At 56.9% G+C, this 20,225-nt stretch carries 14 protein-coding genes; 5 read left to right on the forward strand and 9 right to left on the reverse strand.

Going from position 1 to position 20,225, the window contains the following annotated elements:
* Position 1 precedes the first annotated feature (1 nt).
* The 3 genes from CIK92_RS01670 to CIK92_RS01680 all read left to right on the forward strand — a co-directional run bounded on the left by CIK92_RS01670 (position 2) and on the right by CIK92_RS01680 (position 6,518).
* A complete protein-coding gene (locus CIK92_RS01670) occupies positions 2–3,265 on the forward strand; it encodes a glycosyl hydrolase (protein WP_254045976.1) in 3,264 nt (1,087 codons plus the stop codon).
* Positions 3,266–3,566: 301 nt separating this feature from the next.
* Complete coding sequence (locus CIK92_RS01675) at positions 3,567–4,910, forward strand: anaerobic C4-dicarboxylate transporter family protein (RefSeq protein WP_094387954.1); 1,344 nt, start codon at positions 3,567–3,569, stop codon at positions 4,908–4,910.
* A gap of 189 nt (positions 4,911–5,099) precedes the next feature.
* The gene (locus tag CIK92_RS01680) at positions 5,100–6,518 is read left to right on the forward strand and encodes an aspartate ammonia-lyase (protein WP_094387037.1); all 1,419 of its coding nucleotides are present in this window, start codon (positions 5,100–5,102) and stop codon (positions 6,516–6,518) included.
* Positions 6,519–6,656: 138 nt separating this feature from the next.
* Here CIK92_RS01680 and CIK92_RS01685 read toward each other — a convergent pair whose 3' ends face one another.
* Positions 6,657–7,754 (reverse strand): AraC family transcriptional regulator, encoded by a 1,098-nt coding sequence (locus CIK92_RS01685; protein WP_094387945.1) that lies wholly within the window; start codon positions 7,752–7,754, stop codon positions 6,657–6,659.
* 246 nt (positions 7,755–8,000) lie between these two features.
* On the opposite strand from CIK92_RS01685, the gene CIK92_RS01695 reads away from it, so the two are divergent.
* On the forward strand, positions 8,001–9,878 hold the full coding sequence (locus tag CIK92_RS01695; RefSeq protein WP_144289295.1) for a hypothetical protein: 1,878 nt from the start codon (positions 8,001–8,003) through the stop codon (positions 9,876–9,878).
* Between the two features lie 74 nt (positions 9,879–9,952).
* Complete coding sequence (locus CIK92_RS01700; RefSeq protein ID WP_094387947.1) at positions 9,953–12,796, forward strand: C10 family peptidase; 2,844 nt, start codon at positions 9,953–9,955, stop codon at positions 12,794–12,796.
* 162 nt (positions 12,797–12,958) lie between these two features.
* Here the strand turns inward: CIK92_RS01700 and CIK92_RS01705 are convergent, their stop codons facing one another.
* The 8 genes from CIK92_RS01705 to CIK92_RS13960 form a co-directional block, all read right to left on the reverse strand.
* The gene (locus CIK92_RS01705; protein ID WP_094387948.1) at positions 12,959–13,450 is read right to left on the reverse strand and encodes a pyruvate ferredoxin oxidoreductase; all 492 of its coding nucleotides are present in this window, start codon (positions 13,448–13,450) and stop codon (positions 12,959–12,961) included.
* Entirely contained in the window at positions 13,440–13,952 is a 513-nt protein-coding gene (locus tag CIK92_RS01710; RefSeq protein ID WP_094387029.1) for an RNA polymerase sigma factor, read from the reverse strand. Before CIK92_RS01710 ends, CIK92_RS01705 begins: the two co-directional genes overlap by 11 nt.
* A gap of 73 nt (positions 13,953–14,025) precedes the next feature.
* Positions 14,026–14,811: an acetylglutamate kinase gene (gene argB / locus CIK92_RS01715; RefSeq protein WP_254045977.1), complete on the reverse strand. Its 786-nt coding sequence runs from the start codon at positions 14,809–14,811 to the stop codon at positions 14,026–14,028.
* Complete coding sequence (gene speA / locus CIK92_RS01720) at positions 14,812–16,704, reverse strand: biosynthetic arginine decarboxylase (protein WP_094387030.1); 1,893 nt, start codon at positions 16,702–16,704, stop codon at positions 14,812–14,814.
* Complete coding sequence (locus CIK92_RS01725) at positions 16,701–17,234, reverse strand: shikimate kinase (RefSeq protein WP_094387949.1); 534 nt, start codon at positions 17,232–17,234, stop codon at positions 16,701–16,703. Before CIK92_RS01725 ends, speA begins: the two co-directional genes overlap by 4 nt.
* Positions 17,231–19,555, reverse strand: coding sequence for a type I DNA topoisomerase (topA, locus tag CIK92_RS01730; protein WP_022310620.1), 2,325 nt, complete (start codon positions 19,553–19,555; stop codon positions 17,231–17,233). Before topA ends, CIK92_RS01725 begins: the two co-directional genes overlap by 4 nt.
* Before the next feature lie 59 nt (positions 19,556–19,614).
* Entirely contained in the window at positions 19,615–19,779 is a 165-nt protein-coding gene (locus CIK92_RS13630; RefSeq protein WP_158214705.1) for a hypothetical protein, read from the reverse strand.
* 212 nt (positions 19,780–19,991) lie between these two features.
* Positions 19,992–20,225, reverse strand: a 234-nt coding sequence (locus CIK92_RS13960; RefSeq protein ID WP_216822213.1) for a hypothetical protein, incomplete at its 5' end; no start/stop codon positions are given.

Raw genomic sequence — 20,225 nt, forward strand, 5'->3', positions numbered from 1 at the left:
CATGAAAAATATCAGAACCATCTTACTCGCCATGGCCCTGACCACAGCTACAGGCAGCATGGCACAGAGCGACCTGCAACAGCAGTTTGCCAACCCGCCCCAAGAGGCGAGACCTCGTGTGTGGTGGCACTGGATGAACGGCAATATCTCCAAGTATGGCATCAAGAAAGACCTGGAGTGGATGCACCGCGCCGGAATAGCCGGTATCCATGTCTTCGATGCCGGTCTGAACACGCCGCAGATAGTGCCCCACCGCATCACGTACATGACGCCCGAGTGGAAAGATTGCTTCCGCTACGCCGTGCACATCGCCGACTCGCTGGGCATGACGATGGCCATCCCCAGCTCGCCAGGCTGGAGCAACACGGGCGGTCCCTGGGTCACTCCCCACGATGCCATGAAGAAGATCACGTGGCGCGCGGTGAGGGTAAAGGGTGGCAAGAAACTCACCGTCAATCTCCCCGGTATCTACACCACCACCGGACACTTCCAGAACGTAGAAAACACCAACAGCCCTGAAACCTTCAGTCAGCAGATAGGCATCGTGGCAGTGCGTATGCCCGATACCGACATCGATATAGCCTCTCTCAACCCCACCATCACGGTGAGCAAGGGTGAGCCCACGGTGGCACAACTCACCGACGGCGACTACAGCAAGGGTACCCGCGTGGAACCCGACGCCGAGGGCAACATCTGGGCACAGTACACCTTTGAGAAGCCCGTAACCATCAAGGCGCTGTCGCTCTCGGACGGCAACAACCGCAGTACCTGGAACAGCTGGTCGGCACCGCTGTACTACCGCTTGGAGACGAGCAACGACGGCAAGACATTCACCAAGGTATGCGACATCCCGCAGAGCGGTACGTTCCAGCAGACCATCGACCTGTCTCCCACCACGGCACGCTGCTTCCGCGTGGTATGCCAGCTGCCGCAGAAAGACAAGCAGGGCGAGTATGTCAACCTGATGGAGTATAACCTCTACACCACCAGCCGCATCAACTTTGCCGAGGAGAAGGCTGGATTTACCTCCTTCGGCGACCTCGACCAGTACCCATCACGCCCCGACAGCGACGTGTCGGCTGCAGGCGATGTGGTGGTGCTCACCGACAAGGTCGACGCCGACGGACGCCTCACCTGGAACGCCCCACGTGGCAACTGGGTCATCTACCGCTTCGGTACGTCGCTCTTCGGTTCGCGCAACGGCCCTGCCTCGCCCGAAGCCACGGGTCTGGAGGTCGACAAGATGGACCGCGAGGCTGTGCACAAGTATATCGAGCACTATATAGACCTCTATCGCGACGCCTCTGGCGGCAACATCGGCAAGCGCGGCATCCAGTATCTGCTCATCGACAGCTACGAGCCCGGCAAAGCCACATGGACCCTGCAGATGCCGGCACAGTTTGAGCGTCGGCGCGGCTATAGCATCTATCCCTGGCTGCCCGTGCTTACCGGCGTCATCGTGGGAAGCGTGGAGCAGAGTGAGCAGTTCCTCTACGACTATCGCCAGACCATCGGCGAACTCATGGACGAGTCGCTCTACGCCGAGGTGGCTGATGCCGCCCACCGTCATGGCATGAAAATCTATATCGAGTCGCACGAGAACGGACGCCAGATGCTCGCCGACGGTATCAGCGTCAAGGCGAAAGGCGACATCCCTATGGGCGCCATGTGGGCAGAGAAGCGCGCCGACCTGAGCATGTATGAGTGCGACCTGCGCGAGACCTCCTCTACCGCCCACATCTATGGCAAGAAGTATGTGGCTGGCGAGTCGTTCACCGCCGACGGCCGCCACGAGATGTGCTATACCTTCTATCCCGGCAACCTCAAACCCATCGCCGACTACATGATGTCGTGCGGTCTTAACCGCTTCATCATCCACGAGAGCGCCCATCAGCCCGTCGACGACCGCAAGCCCGGACTCGCTCTGGCTATCTACGGCCAGTGGTTCAACCGCCACGAGACCTGGGCAGAGCAAGCCCGCCCATGGACCGACTATCTCGGCCGCTCCAGCTACATGATGCAGCAGGGCAAATACGTGGCAGACATCGCCTACTACTATGGCGGCGACAACAGCGTCACCGGCCGCTTCGCCCACAACCATCCCGCCATTCCCCGTGGCTATAACTTCGACTACGTGAACCCCGGCGCGCTCATGGACGTGTTCGGCTACGACGGACAGAAGCTCACTACCAAGGCAGGAATGAGCTATCGACTGCTGGTAATAGACCGCCAGGTGACACGGATGACCGTCGACGAGCTCAAGGCGATAGCCCGCCTCGCCAAGGCTGGCGCCCCCATCTGCGGCAAGCGCCCCACCATACAGCCCAACCTCAAGGGCGACGACGCCGAGTGGCACCGCCTGGTGGCAGAGATATGGGACAGCAACCGCGCAAACGTGATGGAAAACCTGTCGATGGAAGAGGCACTCGCCAAGACGGGCGTGGCTCCTGACTTCAGCTTCGTGGCAGCCGACAAGGACAAGGCTACGCCCGACAGCATACGCTGGATGCACCGCCGCACGGCAGACTCGGAAATCTACTGGGTGGCCAACGCGATAGACCAGCCCAAGCGCATCACAGCCTCATTCAACGTGACCGGCAAGAAGCCCATGCTCTGGAACGCAGAGAACGCCTCTATCAAGCCCGTGGGCTATACTATGGCTGACGGCCATACCAGCATCGACCTTGACCTCGACCCCTACGGTGCGCTCTTCATCGTCTTCACCGAACCTACCGACGAGAAGCACCTGGCCATCTCCCACGCCGAGGAACAGGAAGTGATGACGCTCGACAACGACTGGCACGTCTACTTCGGTGGTGTGCAGGACACTCCCGAGAGCATCGAGATGCCCACCCTGCGCTCGCTCACCGAGAGCGATGATGCCCAGATACGCTACTTCTCAGGCACGGCTGTCTATACCCGTGACTTTGACGTCAAGGGATATAACAAGCGCGCCACCTACCGCCTCGACCTGGGCGGAGTGGGCTGCATGGCAGAGGTTTACCTCAACGGCCAGATGCTGGGAACACTCTGGAAGGCGCCCTACGCCATCGACATCACGCCCGCACTCAAGAAGAAGGGCAACAAGCTCGAGGTGCGTGTCACCAACCTGTGGGCCAACCGCGTCATAGGCGACAAGCAGCCCGACAAGAAGAAACGCTACGCATGGGCATCCTACAACAATGCCTTCAGAGCTTCGTCGAAGCCTCTCCCCGCAGGTCTGCTGGGCGGCGTACGCCTGCTCTGCACCCCTGCCGGCAAGTAACACTCCCACCCTCCGGCACGCCGCCGGAGGGGAACACATAGACACGATGCCGCCGAAGCGCCGCACCCGACCAGACATGGCACAGAGCCACGCAACATGGTCGGCGGCGGACTTCGGCGGCATTGTCGTATGGGTGCAGCCCCGCCCCACGCGAAAAATCTTTTGCCCGCAGCCAACAATTATCATGAATTTATAGGCAGAGTCTGAAGAAAATGGCGTATATTTGCATTTGATGCCCGCCACAATCTACGGCAAGGGCACATCATCGACCTCAAACCTAAAAACAGAGAACCTAATCATCATGGCGACAGCTATCATACTCCTACAGTTTGCCATCGTACTGGCACTGATATTCAAGGGTGCCCGCACGGGCGGCATAGGACTCGGCATCTATGGCATGGTAGGTGTGTTCATCCTCGTCTTCATCTTCGGACTCAAGCCCGGCCATCTGCCCATCGACGTGATGCTCATCATCGTGTCGGTAATCACGGCGGCAGCCACCCTGCAAGCCGCCGGAGGTCTGGACTATCTCGTAGGACTCGCCGCCAGGTTTCTGCGCCGCCACCCCACTCACATCACCTACCTCGGCCCGCTCACCACGTGGCTCTTCTGCCTCGTGGCAGGCACCGCCCACACCTGCTACTCCCTCCTGCCCATCATCTCTGAGATTGCCACCAACTCCAAGATACGCCCCGAGCGGCCGCTGAGCGTCGCCACCATAGCCGCCTCGCTCGGCATCACCGGCAGCCCCGTCTCGGCAGCCACCGCAGCCGTCATCAGCACCGACCTGTTGGGCGGCGCGGGCATCGAATTGAAGCACATCCTCATGGTCTGCATCCCCGCCTCGCTGGTGGCCATCATCGTGGCTGCCTGGGTACAGAACCGCATAGGCAAAGAGCTGCACGAAGACGAAATCTACTGCGAGCGCGTGCGCCAGGGGCTGATACGGCCCGAGCAGGACATCCGTCTGATAGACGAGATGAACAAGAACCCCGACCCCAAGGCCAAGTATGCCGTGCTGGCGTTTCTCACAGGCGTAGTGCTGGTGGTGCTCTTTGGCAGCATCCCCACCATGCGGCCCGCGTTCATGATAGATGGCGAGCTGCACCGCGTCACCATGCCCGAGACCATCGAGATAGTGATGATGTCGACCGCCGCGCTCATCCTCACCGTGAGCAGAGCCAGCGTGCAGACCGCCATCAAGGGCAATGTCTTCGACGCAGGCATGTGCGCCTTGGTCGCCATCTTCGGCATAGCCTGGATGGGCGACACCTTCTTCAACGGCAACCTCGCCTTCTTCAAAGACCACATTGCCACCATCGTCACCCTCTATCCCTTCCTCTTCGCCATAGCCCTCTTCATCATGTCTATCATGCTCTTCTCCCAGGCTGCCACCGTGCGCACCCTCTACCCCTTGGGCATAGGACTCGGCATCCCGCCACTGGCGCTCATCGCGATGTTTCCGGCGGTCAACGGCTACTTCTTCCTGCCCAACTACCCCACCACCGTCGCTGCCATCAACTTCGACCGTACCGGCTCGACGCGTATAGGGCGATTTGTGATTAACCACTCTTTCCAGCTGCCCGGCATCATCACCACCGTGGTCTCCATCGGCGTGGGCTATCTCATCATCCAGTTCATGTAGCACCGTGGCGAGCACTGCCAAACTGCCTGAAACCAAAGAAAAACCGGCAAGGGATAGGTTTTTACAAATAAAGGTTCGTTTTTTATAAAAGGAATATGAACAAATAGGCGTAACTTTGCCCCTGTAAATACCAAGATGATGGTTATACCCATCACAGACACGAATACAAACAATATAACCATTTATATTATGACAGACGAAAAGAAATTCAGAGTAGAGGCCGACCTCTTGGGCGAACTCAACGTTCCCGCCGACGCCCTCTATGGCGTGCAGACACAGCGCGGTATCAACAATTACCACATCTCGCGCAAGACTATGTGTGACTATCCAGACTTTATCATCGCCATCGCGTACGTCAAGCTGGCTGCCGCACAGACCAACCACTCGCTCGGAGTCATCAACGACGAAATCTCGGGCGCCATGGCCGAAGCCTGCCGTGAGATTATCGACGGCAAGTGGCATGAGAACTTCCCCATCGACATGGTGCAAGGCGGTGCCGGTACATCGGTCAACATGAATGCCAACGAGGTGATAGCCAACCGTGCACTCGAAATTCTTGGCCGTCAGAAAGGCGACTACCAGTATGTATCTCCCAACGACCACTGCAACTGTGGCCAGAGTACCAATGACGTCTACCCCACCAGTATACGCCTTGCGCTTATCCGCATGAACCTCCATCTGGTCAAGGCATTGACCGGACTCATCAGCGCCTTCCGCTACAAGGGCGAAGAGTACACCGACACCATCAAGATGGGTCGCACACAGCTGCAGGACGCCGTGCCTATGACTGTGGGTCAGGAGTTCAAGGCCTACGCCAACAACCTGGAAGAGGAAATCCTCAACCTGGAGCGCAACGTGAAGCTGCTGCACGAAATCAACATGGGCGGTACTGCCATCGGTACCGGTCTCAACGCCGTGCCTGGCTTTGCCAAGCTCTGCGCAGCCAATCTGAGCAAGCTCACCGGTGAGAATTTCATCTCGGCCAGTGACCTCGTAGAGGCTACGCCCGATACTGGCGCCTATGTGAGCTATTCGTCAGCGCTGAAGCGTCTTGCCATCAAGCTCTCTAAAATCTGCAACGACCTGCGACTCATGGCTTCAGGTCCCCGCTGCGGTCTCAACGAAATCAACCTGCCTCCCAAGGCTCCCGGTTCATCTATCATGCCCGGCAAGGTGAACCCCGTCATCCCCGAGGTAACCAACCAGGTTTGCTTCAAGGTCATCGGCAACGACACCACCGTGAGCTTTGCCGCCGAAGCCGGACAGCTGGAGCTCAACGTGATGGAGCCTATCATCACAGAGAGCCTCTTCGAGAGCCTCACTTGGCTGAGGAATGTCATCGAGACCCTTACCGAAGAGTGCATCCTCGGTATCACCGTCAACAAGGAACACTGCTACGAGATGGTCAAGAACAGCATTGGCATCGTGACCGCCCTGAACCCCATCATCGGCTACAAGAAGAGTTCGATGGTAGCCAAGGAAGCCCACGATACCGGCCGCTCGGTCTATGACATCGTTATCGAGAAGGGACTTATGACCAAGGAAGAGCTGGACAAAGCCCTCGACCCCAAGGAGATGCTCCAGTCGCACAAGTTTACGCTGAAGTAATGTAATCCCAATATATATGTATGTAAAGAGCCTGCAGGCCGACACCCCTCATTCTCTCGGGGTTAGGCTTGCAGGCTTGTTTTGTTTCAGGATGGCTGCGGCGGGCACAGCGATGACTCGCAGGGAGCCATCGAGGGTCTATCGGTTGCGATAGGCTATGGGCGTCATGCCCGAGCGCTGCTTGAAGAAGTTGGTGAGGGCACTCTGGTCGCTGAAGTTCAAGTGGTCGGCTATCTCGCCCATGGTCATGTCGGTCTGGGTAAGCATATTGCAGATTTCCTTGTAGAGCAGCGAGGTGACGTGGTCATTGATGGTAGAGCCGCTTATCTCCTTGACCAGCCGGGAGAGATAAGGGGCAGACAGATTGAGCTTGTCGGCATAGAAACGTATCTGGCGTTCCTTGCGGAAGTTGCGATAAAGATGGTGGAGGAACACTTCGTAGACCGCCTTCTTATGCCCCAAGTCGTGGGAGATAGAGCGCTGCGTGTAGGGCAACTCGTCGATGATGAGGCGCAGCACGTTGACCATGCTCTGTATCATCTCTATCTTGTTGATGTGCTGGTGGCGCACGATATCGCGCATGAAGTGGAAGATATCCTGCATGCTCTTGTATTTCTCGTCGGTGAGGCGGTAGTGGGAGGCGTGCGGCGCAAACGACTCGTCGACCAGCACGCACTCGGCTTCGAAGTCGGGCGACACATCGCGCAGCTGCGCCGTGTCGCGGACCGACACCACCAGGAGCGAAGCCCGAGAGAGAACCGCATCGGGCCCCTCGCCGTCGGCGTCGACAAGCCGGCAGCTGCCCCGCTCCACCAGCAGCAGCTTGGTAAAGAGCGTGCGCTCGGCCATCATGTCGACGAGCGTCGCGCCCTCCCCGGCTGTGACAGCCAAGTGGGCGGCATAGGCACCAAATATATCGCTGAGATGATATTGGGTGGCAAAATCCTCCAGGTTGTATATCTTCTGGTTCATGCCATTAGAGTCTTCATGGTCAGAGACGCTTGCTGCATGGCTGCACGGCAATGCCGCAACGGAGAGCGGACCTGCGCCCCCGACATTTGGGGCAAAAGTAACAATAAAATCGCAGAAACAGGCGGCTTTGGCGCCTATTTTTACGTTATCCCCCTCAATTCTTACTCCCGAAGCCATGGCGGCTGTCGCCGAGGGCGTGGCGGCGACCCTCGTGACCATCCCGACGACCGCCGAGATGCCCTCGGCGGCAGCACCGACTATCATAAAGACGGCAAAAGCGAACACGAAGCTAACAAAAATCACCGAAAATCATGACAAATGTCAGAAAAACAGGCAGTAAAGTGATATTTCTGGAGTAAATACATGGTTATTTTGTAATATTTTGTTACCTTTGCGCCACCAAAAATGATAATTCCTGCCATCTTCGGCATCACCACAGTGAAAAGAGACTGCCCGGAGAGGGCAAACTTACGGATAATGAGGAAAGAAACAAATCTAAAACAGAACGATATGACAAAAAAACTACTCATGATGGCAATGCTCCTTTCAGCATTTGCCTTTGCAGTTCCGGCATCGGGCCAGGACGACAATGTGACCGTGGTAATCGACGAGAACTTCGACTCCTTCACCGAGGGTAGCGAAGACGCTCCCGCCACTACCGACATCGGCGGCTACAGCGGCAAGCTCTATAAACTGGGTTGGAGCGGCAGCAGTTCCAAGGTCTATGAAGCCGGCGGCAAACTCAAGGTTGCCGGTTCGGGAGCTCTCGAGACTGGCAATCTGAAGAAAGCAGTATCTACCCAGGTGCTTAAGATTACAGCCCGTGTGCGTGCCGCAGCCGACTACGGAGAAGCCATTACCTTCGCTGTGGGCTACTCTTTCAAAAATCAGGTGGTCTTCAACGACAACAAGTGGCATGACGTGACATTATATGTAGGATCTGTGTCATCCAGCTCGAGATTAAAGATTACCCCGCTGCTCGAAGGCTTCTTCATCGACGAAATCAAGGCAGTCACCAGCCCCACTATCGTGGCTGTACCCGTGCCCGAGCTGCCCTCACAGGCCGACGGCGTGTCCTTCACCGCCAAGTGGGCCCACGACCGTACCAATAAAGACTATCTGCTCGATGTCTACTCCAAGGCCGACAATGGTTCCAAGGAGTATGTGCTCAAGGACGAGGTGGTAAAGGTAGTGTCTGCTTACGCCAGCACCGTAGAGAAGAAGGTGGAAGGACTGGACGCCAGCAAGACCTACTACTACACCGTGCGCGGCCGCAACAAGAATGGCAACGTATCGGACTACTCTGACGAAATCGAGGTCATCCGCGTGCTCAAGAGCATCGACGCCCCCAAAGCCATCGCTGCCACAGGCGTGACAGCCACCTCCTTCAGAGCCAACTGGGAGGCTGTGGCTGAGGCGAAGAGATATGCCGTGAACCTGACCAAGACCAAGACGCTGCAGGCAGCCACCACGGTCAAGGTGCTGGACGATGACTTTGCCAAGGTGACCATGGGCTCGCTGGAGAAAGTGGAGTTCGGACTGCTGAGCGATTTTGACAGCTATACCAAGACCCCCGGATGGAGTGCAGTAGACTTTGCTCTGGCTTCGGGATACATGGTACTGTCGCCCTATAGCAAGACCAGTTCGCTGACCACACCCAAACTGGACCTCACAGCCGACAACGGCGCTTGCACCGTGAACTTCAACATGGCAGAGGGCGCCTATGGCCAATACACCTCAGGCAGCAAGGTCACCGTGAGCCTCTATGACACCGACCCCAACGTCGACGGATTTGAGGGCACACCTCTGGAGAGCAAGACCGTGACCACCAACAAGGGATTTGCCGACTACAAGGTAGAGTTTACCAAGGGCGCAGCCACATCGTACATTATGTTCTCGTACGAGAACGGTAGCACCACCAACAAGATATTCTTCGACGCCATCAACGTGGAGCAGAAGATGCCCGCCGGTGCTAAGGTGACCACTGCGATAAGCGTCAACGAGACCGAAGATACCTACTACGACTTCACCATCGACTCGCCCGAGGACAACACCGTATACAGCTATACCGTGAACGCCATCGGTCTGACCGTAGTAGACGGCGAGCTGGCCGACCTGTACTCTAACGAGTCCAACAAGATAGAGGTGAGTCTGAGTGGTTCGGTAGGCATCGACAACGTGGACAACCAGGGCGACGTAGTGGTCAAGGCCGACAACGGCACCATCAGCGTAAGCCTCGCCACAGCCGGCCGCATAGCCGTGTACGACCTCACCGGCCGTCTGATTGCCCAGACCTATGGCAAGGCTGGCGCCAACACTCTGAGCGTGGCCCAGCGCCAGGTGGTAGTGGTTCGCGCCGCCAACAAGTCATTCAAACTGGCACTTTAATCACCCCCTATAAATAATAAAGGTAGTCCGCACGCCCATAGAGGCACGGACTGCCTTTTTCAAATTTAATCCCAATGATACGCAGATTATCCATTCTTTTCCTACTCATAGCAGTGACCGTGGGCCACATGATGGCCAATCCCGTCACCCAAGCCCAGGCAGAGCAGATGGCACGCAGCTTCATCACACAGCGCCCCAACGCCTCTGCCAAGACTGTGCTGCGCCACATGGCTGTGGCAAAGTCGGGTGCCAAGGAGATACAACCCTACTACGTGTTCAATGCCGGCGATGACGAGGGCTTTGTCATCGTCTCGGGCGAGGACCGCTTTGCCAATGTCATAGCCTATGCCGACCGCGGCCGCTTCACCCTCGACGGCGCACCTGCAAGCCTGCGCTCGTGGATGGAACTCTACGCCCGCTACGTGGAAGCCTACTGGCACAACGACTCGCTGGCTGCCGACACCCCGGCACGCGCCGGCGCCAAAGTGGTGGTGGCTCCGCTACTCGACAACATACGCTGGGGTCAGGACGCACCCTTCAACGACATGTGTCCCACCTATAGCGACGGAGGCAAGACCGTGCACTACTACACAGGCTGTGTGGCTACGGCAGCTACGCAGATTATGCGCTACTACAAATATCCCACCCGCGGAACAGGCGAGAAGACCTGCACCGTGAAGGGTATAGAACTCTCTGCCAACTTCGGCGAGACCACCTATGACTGGGACAACATGCTGGCTTACTACAAGCGCAACGGCATATTCTCCATCGCCCAGCGCGACGCTGTGGCTAAGCTGGCAGCCCACTTCGGCGTGGCTGTAGAGATGGAATACGAGAAGGCTGGCAGTGGCGCCTCGCCCATGATGGTGCCCGGCGCGCTGAAGAACTATTTCGGCTACGACAAGCACGTCACCCTGCGCAAGCGCAGCTACTACGGCACCACCGAGTGGATGAATATCATCAAGGCTGAGCTGGACGCCGGACGCCCCGTCTACTACGGCGGTGCGAGTGATGCCGGACAGGGTGGCCACGCCTTTGTCTGCGACGGATATGATGACAACGGCTATGTGCACATCAACTGGGGATGGTATGGCGACAGCAACGGCTACTTCCTCGTAAACCGTCTGAACCCCTCGGACTTGGGCGAAGGCGGTGGAAGCGGTGGCTACAACCGCGACCAGGAGATGGTGACGGGCATACAGCCTGCCACCGAGAGCGAAGGCGATGTGGAGCTGCCCCTCTATGGCAGCGTGAGACTCTCTATCACTCCCTATGGCGGCAACTCGTTCAGCCTGATGACCATCCTCGAAAACCTCGATACCGACGACTTCGACGGTGCTCTGGCAGCTGTCATCACCCAGAACGGCGTCATCAAGAAGGTGCTCAAGGAGGAAAGCCTCAACGTGAAAGGCTATGCTGGCAGCAAGTCGGGAACAGCCTATGTGACCATGCGCGACATCACCGCTACAGCCGACGGACTGGCTGACGGCGCATACGAAATCCGCTTTGCCTACAAGGCCAAAGGCGCCAAGACATGGCAGGTGGTGCGCCACTATACGGGCTTCCCCAGATATGTAGACATGACCGTAGAGGGCGGCAAGGTGGTGCTGGGAGAGGTTCACGCCGTGACACCACGCGTAAAACTGCTCGCCCCAATCACATGCAACAACGAGATACACGCCGGCGGAGCTGCGCTCTTCAGAGTGAAGCTGCACAACGGCGGCGATGATATGCAACTGAAATCGGTGGTGGTGGCGATGACCTCGAAAGCCAACCCCGAGGAGGTAATCACCGGCAAGATTTCGGCAAGCGTATACGAGGAGAGCGACTATAACGCCTCGGTGCTCGTGACTCTGCCAGAGACTGCCACACCGGGCAGCTACACCGTCACAGCCTATGCCGAGGGCTACGAGGCATATCCCTTTGACGACAGCGCCGTAGGCCGCACCGAGGTAGAGGTGCTCGACAAGACCTCAGAGCCCATCCTGGGCGTCACCCAGCGCATGGAATGGACCACAAACGACGCTGCCCAAACCCTGAAGCAGGGCGATATGCTCATGCTGGGCTTTGTGGTGCGCAACTTCGGCGCTGCGGGCAAGGCTGGCGTGGTAACCCGTCTGCAGGATGTCAATGACCCCGAGCATAGCTACGTGCTGCGTCAGACCGACTATACCTTCAAACAGGGCGAAGAGAAGACCTTCACACTGGGACGCTATCTCAACATCGACGCCGGCACCTATACACTCGCCGTGACAGCCGTCGGCGAGAACGGCAAGGCGCTCACCATCGCCCAGCCCGAAGTGAAGACCACTGTCACCATAGCCCCCAACAGCGAACTGGCGATTAAGGTGAAGAGCATGAAGCTCGACAACGTGCTCTCGCCCGGCAAGAAATCTGCCGGCCAACTGGTGGTACACCTTAATAAAGACTATTCCAACTATGTCTATCTGCGTCTGCGCCAGTTTACCAATACCGGCGGCGAACTCGTATTGATGAAGCGCATCACCAATGGAAAGGCCGGTGATGACGTGACCTTCAACTTCAACTACACCCCCACCGTGGCTGTAGGCACCTATATGCCTATGGTGGAGTATAAGTCGGAGAGCGGCTCGTATGTGGGTGCCGACGGACTGGCCAACTACTACCGCGAAATAAGCGTGGTGGATGCCACAGGAGTGGATGAAATCACAACGGAGGCATCGGCTGCGGGAGCAACCATAAGCTGCCGCGAGGGCGTGGTAAGCGTAAGCACCGCCGAGGGCGTCAGCGTGGTAAGGCTGAGCGTAGCCTCGACCACCGGAGCCACCGTATGGAGCGGAAAGGCAAACCAGGCCGACCTGAACAGCCTGCCCCATGGAATATATGTCGTGAGCGTTTATACCAACAGAGGTACCGTAACCCGCAAGGTGTGTCTGTAAAGGCCCACCCTGCGAGTAACCCAAATAAACAAGGGATGCCACTCAGTGAGCGGCATCCCTTTTCTACGTTAGTATGTTATGAAAAATTTGAGAGAAAATAGAAACTTCACAGTTTCATTCTTTTGTTTTACTAAACATGATTTTATAGAGAAAGCATAGAAATTATCTTTTCATAATCGGCGTTGTACAGACCTCGGAAGGCTGCACGTTGGACTGCGGCATAGTGTCGAGCACAGCCGAGTCGGCTCTTGCCACCGAGTGCATCTGCTGGATGCGGTTGTAGTTGGTGGCTCCGCTGCCGATAACAGGACCATTGTTGTCAAACGACATCTGGAAGGCGTTGCTCAACGTGAGGATGATGGCCACCACGGCAGCTGCCTTGAAGAGAGGTCTCAACCGCTGGGTCATGGTAATGACGCGGGCCTTGACCTGCTTGGGCTCTTCGGTCATGGCGAGCATACGGGCGTCGAAGTCGTCGCCCAGCACGTCGGTCTTGGGCTCGGTGGCCTCGTAGACGAAGAGTGCCTGGTACTTGGCCAGCTCGGCAGGTACAGACTTCTGACTGAAGAAAGCCTTGAGAATGCTTTCTTCTTCGACCGTAGTCTCACACGCCCAGTAGCGCTCCAGCAATTGTTTGATATAGTTATAGTCCATAATTGTCAAAATCATTAAATTTCTGCTTGATGGTCTGGCGGGCTCGGAAGATATTCACCTTGACCTGTTCCTCGCTTATCTCCATCATGCGAGCAATTTCCTTGTACGTTTTCCCTTCAAAATCGCGCAGCTGCATACACATACGCTGCTTGTCGGGAAGAGCATTGACCAGGCGATGAACCAGCTCGACTCTGTCGCTTTGCGCCGCTCTCTCATCGGGAGTCGACGCGCTGTCGGCCTTGTCTTCCGGCAAATCGGGGGTGGAATCGCTGAGGTGGGAGCTCTTTCGTATGTAATCCAACGCAAGGTTCTTGCAGATGGTAGTACAGAAAGCCTCTATAGACTCTATCTCGCTCCACGTGTCGCGTCTGTTCCACACCTTAATCATCGTTTCCTGCACGATATCCTCCGCTTCGGCCTTGTCAAGCGTAATGCGGAGCGCCACTCTGAAAAGCATATTCTTCAGGGGGAGTATATCGTCGCGAAAACTGATAATCTTCATCGTTGCTCTATTAATAAGACGTTTGTTGGAAACTAAAGTTACAGTTATGGGGATATTTTTTCGATTTTAACACTTAACGGATAATTGTTCCCTGTTGGCCGTCGATGGCATCGGCTTGGGTGATGACTACCCTGGCGACGCCCTCGTCGATGGCTGCGAGCGCATTCTCTACCTTGGGAATCATGCCGCCGGCTATCACGCCATCGGCCACGTATCTATCGAAGTCAGCGCGGGTGATGGTGGGTATCACGCTGTTGTCGTCGTCGGGGTTGCTCAGCACGCCGCGCTTCTCGAAGGCGTAGACGAGCGTGACCTCGTAGTCGCGGGCCACCGCGCAAGCCACCGTCTTGGCGATGGTGTCGGCATTGGTATTGAGGATATGGCCTTGGCCGTCGTGGGTGAGTGGCGCCACCACTGGGGTGACTCCCGACTCGACCAGCCGGGCTATCATCTGACCGTCGGCAGCATCGACATCGCCTACGAAGCCATAGTCGACGCCGTCCTTGACCGGACGCTTATGGGCACGGATGATATTGGCATCGGCGCCAGTGAGGCCGATGGCATTGACGCCTACGGCTTGCAGTCCTGCCACGATATTCTTGTTGACCAGTCCGCCATAGACCATCGTGACCACTTCGAGCATGGCTGCGTCGGTGATGCGTCGGCCGCCCACCATAGTCGTCTTGATGCCCAGCGCCTCGGCTACCTTGGTAGCGCGACGCCCGCCGCCATGCACCAGAATCTTGCGGCCCGGGATGGCGGCAAAGTCGGTGAGCAGACGGCTGAGCGCCGTGGCGTCTTCGACCACGGCACCGCCGACCTTGACCACCGTTATTGCTGTTTTGTTGTCTTTCATCATTTATTCCAGATAGGTATATCCATAAAGTCCAGAGCGATAGTTGGACAGGAACTCCTTGCCCTCCTCGAGCGAGATTTTACCGTTCTTGACGCTCTTGGTCACCCAAATCTCGAGCTGGCGCACCAGCTTCTTCGGGTTGTACTGCACGTAGTCGAGCACCTCCTCGACGGTCTCGCCATCGATAATCTGGTCGATGTGGTAGTGACCGTCCTTGACGCTGACGTGCACGGCGTTGGTGTCGCCAAAGAGGTTGTGCATGTCGCCGAGTATCTCCTGATAGGCACCCACAAGGAAGACGCCGAGGTAGTAAGGCTCGTTGCGGCGCAAGGCATGGAGGGGCAGCACATGAGAGAGGTGGCCCTCCTTGACGAAGTTGGCTATCTTGCCATCCGAGTCGCAGGTGATATCCTGCAGGGTTGCGTTGCGCGTAGGCCGTTCGGTAAGGCGCTGAATGGGCATTATGGGGAACAGCTGGTCGATGGCCCACGAGTCGGGGAGGCTCTGGAACAGCGAGAAGTTGCAGAAATACTTGTCAGCGAGCAGCTTGTCGATATTGCGCAGCTCTTCGGGCACGTGCTTCATCTGCTTGGAGAGCGTATTGATTTCATGGCATACGCTCCAGTACATGCTCTCAATCTCGGCACGGGTCTTGAGGTCTACGATGCCATGAGAGAAGAGCTCGAGGGCCTCGTCGCGTATCTGCTCGGCATCATGCCAGTCTTCGAGCATATTCTTGGAGTTGAGGTTGTCCCATATCTCGTAGAGGTCCTTGACCAGCTGGTGGTCGGAGTCCTTGGCCTCAAACTCCTCGGGCATCTCGGGCAGGCTGGCGGTCTCGAGCACGTCGATAACCAGTACCGAGTGGTGTGCCGTCAGCGACCGGCCGCTCTCGGTGATGATGTTGGGATGGGCTATGTCGTTCTTGTTGGCTGCGTCGACGAAGGTATAGACACAGTCGTTGACATACTCCTGGATAGAGTAGTTGACCGAGCTCTCGCTGTTGGCCGAGCGGGTGCCGTCGTAGTCCACTCCCAGTCCGCCGCCACAGTCGACGAAATCCACGTTGTACCCCATCTTGTGGAGGTTGATGTAGAACTGAGCCGCCTCACGCAGCGCGGTCTGTATACGTCGTATCTTGGTAATCTGGCTGCCAATGTGGAAGTGGATAAGACGAAGACTGTCGTGCAGCCCCTTCTCATCAAGGATGCGCAGGGCGTCGAGGAGCTCCGAACTGGTAAGTCCGAACTTCGACGCATCGCCTCCGCTCTCGGCCCATTTGCCCGAACCGCTCGATGCGAGCTTGATGCGTATGCCCAGGTTAGGCTTCACGTTGAGCTTCTTGGCTGCGCGGGCGATGATGTCAAGCTCGTTGAGCTTCTCGACAACGATAAAGATGCGCTTTCCCATCTTCTGGGCCAGCAGAGCCAACTCGATGTAGCTCTGGTCCTTGTATCCGTTGCAGATGATGAGCGAGTCGCTCTGGCACTGCACGGCTATCACGGCGTGGAGCTCGGGCTTGGAACCCGCCTCAAGTCCCAGATTGAACTTGCGGCCGTGCGAGATGATTTCCTCGACCACCGGCTGCATCTGGTTGACCTTGATGGGATAGATAATAAAGTTCTGTGCCTTGTACTCATACTCCTCAGCCGCCCGCTTGAAGCAGTTGGCGGTCTTCTCGATACGGTTGTCGAGGATATCGGGGAATCTGAGCAGCAGCGGGGGCGTCACGTCGCGCAGCGACAGCTCATCTACAATCTCGCGCAAGTCTATCTGGGCTTCATCCTTACAGGGAGAGACGCTGACGTTGCCTTCCTCGTTGATGTCAAAGTAAGAAGCTCCCCAGCCTTTGATGTTATACATCTCGCGAGAGTCTTCGATGCTCCATTTCTTCATATTCCAAGTTCGTTTTTTAGTTGTTGGGTGGTAAAATGTATCTTCTTAAAATCGTCCATGACGCTTACGTCGATGGTATAGTGGGCTTTGGTGTAGTAGGGTTCGCGCTCGGCGAGCTGGCGGGTTATGTACTGGCGCACCTCTTCGGGCGTTTTGTTGAGCAGCAATGGTCTCACGGTGTGTCCCATGCTCAGATGCTTGTACAGCACGTCTGGCGACGCCTTGAGATAGACCGTTGCGCCCTGGCGGTTGAGGTAGTCCATGTTGTCGAAGAAGCAGGGAGTGCCGCCGCCACAACTGATGATGACGTCCTCAAACTCTGCCACCTCGTGGAGCATATTGTGCTCGATGCGGCGGAACCCTTCCTCGCCGCGCTCGTCAAAGATTTCCTTGACGGTGTGGTGCATACGGCTCTCGATATACCAGTCGAGGTCGTAGAACCTCATCCCCATGTCGCGGGCAAGCGCATTGCCAAGCGTGGTCTTGCCCGCGCCCATATATCCTATAAGAATAATACGCGTGGGGGTCATTTCTTGCGGCGTGCTTTGGGTTCGGGGGCTTTGTCTACGATTTCCTTGCACTCGGCGTAGGTAAGTTGGGCGGCGCGCTCATGCAGGCTCTTCGGCAGACGATAGTTTTTGCCGTCGCAGGTGATATAGGGACCGAAGCGGCCATTGAGCACCTGCATCGTGGAATCTTCTTCAAACGACTTGATGTGGCGCTGGCGCTCCTGCTCGCGCTTCTCGGCGATGAGCTTGATGGCATCGGCGAGCGTTACTGTCATCGGATCCATCTCTTTAGGCAGTGATACATACTTGCCGTCATGCTGAACGTAGGGACCGAAACGACCTGAGCCGATGGTGACGATGTCTCCTTCGTACTCGCCGATATTGCGGGGCAGACGGAACAGCTCGAGAGCCTCGTCGAGGGTGATGGTCTCGATGCTCTTGCCCGACGGCAGCTGCGCAAAGCGTGGCTTCACCTCGTCGTCGGCGCTGCCTATCTGCACTACAGGGCCAAAGCGTCCTATCTTGACGAATACCGGACGATGGGAAAGAGGGTCTACACCCAGTTCGCGCTCACCTGCCTTATGCTCCGAGCGGGCGTTCATCACCTTGCGCACGGTGGGCTCGAAGTCGTGGTCGAAATTGTGCATCATACTGGTCCACTCTTCGTGGCCTTCGGCTATCTGGTCAAACTGGCTCTCCACCTTGGCGGTGAAGTTGTAGTCCATAATCTCGGGGAAGTGCTCCATCAGGAAGTCGTTGACCACGGTACCGATGTCGGTGGGCAGCAGCTTGCCCTTCTCCTTGCCTGCCACCTCGGTGCGGGTCTTCGATACGATGCGGCTGGCGCTCAGCGTGTCGGTCACGTACTGCCGCTCTTCGCCCGCCTTGTCTCCCTTGACCACATACTCACGCTGCTGGATGGTAGAGATGGTCGGCGCGTAGGTAGAGGGTCGTCCTATGCCCAGTTCTTCGAGCTTCTTGACCAGGCTGGCCTCGGTATATCTCACGGGGCCTTGTGAATATTTCTCTGTCGATGTGATTGTCTTGCGTTCCAGAAGGTCTCCGGCGCTGAGGGCGGGCAGAGTGTTGCCGCCTTCATTGTCCTGGTTCTCGTCGTCGGTAGACTCGTGATAGACCTTGAGGAATCCGTCGAAGGTAACCACCTCGCCGTCGGCGATGAACTTCTCCTCCTGTCCGTCGATGTCTATCGTCACTACCGTCTTTTCTATCTCCGACTCAGCCATCTGCGATGCCACGGTGCGCTTCCATATCAGGTCGTAGAGGCGGCGCTCCTGCACGGTGCCCTCGATGGTCTGCTCCGATATATAGGTAGGACGTATGGCCTCGTGGGCTTCCTGCGCGCCCTTGCTGTGGGTGTGGAAGTTGCGGGTGTGGCTGTACTCGGCTCCCCAGAGCTGGGTGATGGCGTCGCGGCTGGCTGCCAGAGCGAGTTTGGACAGGTTTACGCTGTCGGTACGCATGTAGGTGATTCGTCCGTTCTCGTAGAGATGCTGCGCCACCATCATGGTCTGGGTCACGGTATATCCCAGCTTGCGGGCGGCCTCCTGCTGCAGCGTAGAGGTAGTGAAGGGAGGTGCGGGCATACGCTTGAGCGGCTTCTTGCTTACCGAACCGACGGTAAACTGGGCCTTGCGGCAGCGCTCCAGGAATGCTACAGCCTCTTCGCGGGTGGCAAAGCGCTTGTCGAGCTCGGCTTTGACCTCGGCGATGTGGCCTTCGGCCTGGGGCACGGTGAAGACGGCGCTCACGCGATAGTAGGGCTCGCTCACGAAGGCCTGTATCTCGCGCTCGCGCTCAACGATGAGTCTTACAGCCACGCTCTGCACGCGTCCGGCAGACAATGCGGGCTTCACCTTGCGCCACAATACGGGCGAGAGCTTGAATCCCACGAGTCGGTCGAGCACTCGTCGTGCCTGCTGGGCATTGACGAGGTTCATGTCGAGATGACGGGGATGCTCGATGGCATCAAGGATGGCGGTGGGGGTAATCTCGTGGAATACGATGCGGTTGGTATTGTCCTTGTCCAGGCCCAACACCTCACACAGATGCCAACTGATGGCCTCTCCCTCGCGGTCTTCATCGGATGCCAACCACACGCGCTGTGCCTCCTTGACCTGCTTCTTGAGCTCGCTCACCAACTTGCGTTTCTCCTCGGGTATCTCGTAATCGGGCTCCATCGTCTTCTCGTTGATGGAGAGCGTCTTCTTTTTCAGGTCACGTATGTGGCCGAAACTTGACATGACCTTGTAGTCCTTGCCAAGAAACTTCTCTATGGTTTTAGCCTTTGCGGGGCTCTCTACAATCACCAAATTCTCGTGCATAGTAAATCATATTTGTTATTTGAAGCGCAAAAGTAGACAAAAAAATCGCTTATACCTTATTATATAGGTGTTTTTTTGATTTTTTTAAGGATTGCGGCGCTTCTCGCCATGACAAAGCCCACTTGGGCGACTATCAGCACGGGCAACGAGGGCATTACGGCGGGGCGCGAGATGACCTCCTCCTGCCCCGTCGGTATGGCATAAATCGCGGCGATGAACTTCATGCTGATTTCAGGGTCTGAAACGGTCGTTGCGAACTATGATTTCCGCGTTGCACAACCCGATTTCTGTATTGCACATCACGATTTCTGCATTGCACGCCACGAACTCTGTTTTACTTTGACCTCCAGATGTTTTGACAATACTCTCCGGCGCGCCGCGGTGGCAAAAATCGTGGCAGAAAATGACCTCCTTCGCGACGGAAAAATCTACGGCGTCAGCGAGGGTCATCACGGCTCTCGCAGAGGTACCCTCCACGCTCACCGGGACGCCCTCCACGCTCGCCAAGGTACCCTCCACGCTCGCCAAGATACCCTCCACAGGTGCCGAGGTCACCAGCTTCTGGAGGAAGGTGGATAGGGAGTGGCGAAAGATGGATGGAGGATGCGGGAAGGTGACAAGAGACCATGGGGAGGTGGGCGGAAGTTGTGGGAAGGTGGATAGAGGTTGC

The organism is Prevotella sp. P4-67, assembly GCF_002251325.1.
Taxonomy (GTDB): domain Bacteria; phylum Bacteroidota; class Bacteroidia; order Bacteroidales; family Bacteroidaceae; genus Prevotella.